Annotated in this window: 2 protein-coding genes and 1 pseudogene; 1 reads left to right on the forward strand and 2 read right to left on the reverse strand. The window is 72.8% G+C overall.

The window, feature by feature from the left end; all coding sequences use genetic code 11:
- A pseudogene (locus G3I65_RS30830) lies at positions 1–260 on the reverse strand (gfo/Idh/MocA family oxidoreductase); the annotation flags it as partial.
- A 263-nt stretch (positions 261–523) separates the two neighbouring features.
- Between G3I65_RS30830 and G3I65_RS30835 the strand changes: the two are divergent.
- Entirely contained in the window at positions 524–1,507 is a 984-nt protein-coding gene (locus G3I65_RS30835) for a LacI family DNA-binding transcriptional regulator (protein WP_160699225.1), read from the forward strand.
- On the opposite strand, the gene G3I65_RS30840 is transcribed toward G3I65_RS30835, so the two are convergent.
- Complete coding sequence (locus G3I65_RS30840) at positions 1,470–2,735, reverse strand: FAD-binding protein (RefSeq protein WP_163046784.1); 1,266 nt, start codon at positions 2,733–2,735, stop codon at positions 1,470–1,472. The genes G3I65_RS30835 and G3I65_RS30840 overlap by 38 nt on opposite strands.
- Between the last annotated feature and the right edge of the window lie 203 nt (positions 2,736–2,938).

The following is a 2,938-nucleotide window of genomic DNA, read 5'->3' on the forward strand; positions in this document are numbered from 1 at the left end:
GGCGGCGTCGCGACCACGGTGATGTCGGGGCGGCAGCGGCGGAGCAGGTCGTCGACGCCGAGATGCGCGGTGGCGCCCTCGGGCAGCAGCGCGACCGCGGCGGCGGACGGCACCCGGATGTCGGCCATGCCCGCGAACCGCACCAGGCCCTCGTCGTGCAGGATGCGCGCGCGGTGCAGGTAGCTGAACGCGTAGCCGGACGTGCCGACGACGGCCAGCCTCGGCGGGTCCGCGGCGGTGCGGCTCCGGCTCCCCGACATGGGTCTCCGATCGGCGGGGCCCGCCCGGGCCGCGCGGAAGGTGACGAAAATGGGTCAGGCGTACGGGAGAAAGTTCCGGTGGTCACCGTAAGGCGTGCCCGACAGGGGTGTCAACGTTCGTCGAATTCATCGAAACAAAGGTACTCCGAACGGCGGCGCGCGTTTCGAGATAGCGCTTACTGGAAACGCGGCCCGGGTTTGCAGCATTTGTTGACAACGCTGCCGGGCGTTTCCATCATGGTGCAGGACCATGAGGAGTTGCCGTGACCGTGACGATTCACGACGTCGCCCGCCTCGCGAACGTGTCGATCTCGACGGTGTCCCGGGCGTTCACGTCACCGGATCTGGTCCGACGGCAGACCCGCACGCGGGTGCTCGCCGCGGCGACCGAGCTGGGCTACCACGCGGTGGGCGCGCCGCAGCCGGTGCCCGCCGCGCGCACCGGGCACATCGGCATCGTGGTTTCGGACCTGGGCAACCCGTTCTTCACCGGCGTGCTCAACGGCGTCCAGGCCCGCGCGCGCCAGGACGACATCGCCGTGCTGTTCGCCAACAGCGACGAGGACCCGGCGATGGAGCAGAACCTCGTCCGCCGGATGGCGAAGCAGGTCGACGGTGTCGTGCTGTGCAGCCCCAGCATGACCGACGACCAGCTGCGCGCGCTCGCCGGGCAGACGACTTTGGTGCTGCTCAACCGGGAGGTGCCCGGCATCCCGTCGATCGTGATGGACGCCGCGGACGGGATGCGGCAGGCGATCCAGCACCTGGCCGCCCTCGGCCACCGCCGCTGCGCCTACCTCGGCGGGCCACGGGCGTCGTGGGCCAACCGGGCGCGGCGCCACGGCCTGGCGGAGGCGGCCGAGCGCCACGGCACGGACGTCGTCGAGTTCGGCCCGTTCCCGCCGGTGTTCGAGGGCGGGCTGCAGGGCGCGGACCTGGCGCTCGCGGCGGACGTGACGGCAATCGTCGCCTACAACGACCTGGTCGCTTTCGGCGCGCTGGCGCGGCTCAACGCGCGTGGCGTGCCGGTACCGGACGAGATCAGCCTGGTCGGCTTCGACGACCTGGTCTTCGCGGCCATCTCCGCACCACCGCTGACGACGATCGCGATGCCGACGGAGGCGGCCGGCCGCGCGGCGGTGACGATCCTGCTGGGGTTGCTCGACGGCGAGGCCGACGAGCGCACGGCGCAGGTGCTCGACACCTACCTCATCGTGCGCGCGACGACGGCTCCCCCGGCGAGCTGAAGACGTGCCGGTCCAGGAACGGGTTCCGGAACTTGCCACCGGGGTCGAGGCTCGCCGCCAGCCCCCGGAAGTCGTTCAGCCGCGGGTAATCCCCGCGGACGTCGTGGAAGAGCTTGCCCCAGTGCGGCCGCGCACCGAACTCGGCCAGGCGCTCCTCAATGACCGGGAGGACCGCCTCGACCTCGGGCTGACGCGGTTGCCAGGTGAAGTGCAGCGCGACCCGGTCGCCGCCGTGGCACGGGCTCAGCCACAGCTCGTCGCCCGCGATCGCACGGATTTCCGAGACCAGCAGCAGCGGCGAGACGAGATCGGCGAGTTCGCGGACCGCCGCGATGGCCGCCGTCGCGTGCTCGTACGGCACGAAGTACTCCGACTGCAGCTCGTCGCCGACGCTCGGGGTGAACTCGAGCGCGAAGTGCGGCAGCCGCTGGTGCCACGGGCCCGGCACCCCCTGCTGCGGCGTGCAGTTCCCGGCCGTGATCCCCGCGGCGTGCGCCGGGTGCCGCGGGCCGTCGGCGGGGACCGCGCCGAACAGCTCGCTCCGCTCGGTGAAAGCGCCCTCCCGGCTCTTGACCCACGCCAGGTCGATGGCGTCGTTCGCCCAGTTCGTGAAGAGGCTGACGCTGTAGCCGGCATCTTCGATCTCGTCGAAGTGCCGGTACGCGGCCTCCCACGGCAGGGCGTCGAAGACGTCTTGGCGGACGTCGAACGTGGGCACCACGTCGAGCGTCAGCCGGGTGACGACCCCGAACGCGCCGAGCCCGACGATCAGCCCGGCGAACTCGGGGTCGGCGCGGGTGAACGTCCGGAGCCCGCCGTCGGCGGTGACCAGCTCCAGCGCCGAGACGGCCGCGGCGAGCCCCGGCTGCCGCCGTCCGGAGCCGTGGGTGCCGGTCGCGACGCTGCCCGCCACCGTGATGTGCGGGAGCGACGCCAGGTTGGCCAGGGCGAAGCCGGCCGCGTGCAGCTGCCCGGCGAAGTCGCCGTAGCGCGCGGCCCCGCCGACGGTCACCGTGCCGTCGCCGATCTCCACCCCGGTGTCGAGCGCGCTGAGATCCAGCAGCGTCCCGCCCGGGGAGTCCGCGATGTCGTTGAAGCAGTGGCGGCTGCCGAGCGCCTTGACGCGGCTCGCGTCCGCGACGGCCGCCCGCACCTCGTCCACCGAGCGCGGCGTCAGGACGGCGCCCGCCGCGTAGGTGTGGTTCCCGGCCCAGTTCGACTCGCCCACCCGTTGTGTCCTTCCCCGTGCCGGAAATCCGCCTCCCGACCCTACGCTCAGCGCGCCGGGATGATCGCCTGGTGGGTGCCGCCGAGGCCGTGCGGGCTGAGCAGGCGGCCCATCCGCTTGGGCATCCGCAGCGTGATCGCGCGGTCGATGACGCGCGCGCCCGGTGCCGCGGCCGCCAGCGCCGCCTCGTAGGCCGTGCAGCC

Origin of the sequence: Amycolatopsis sp. SID8362 (genome assembly GCF_010550475.1) — a bacterium.
GTDB lineage: Bacteria > Actinomycetota > Actinomycetes > Mycobacteriales > Pseudonocardiaceae > Amycolatopsis > Amycolatopsis eburnea.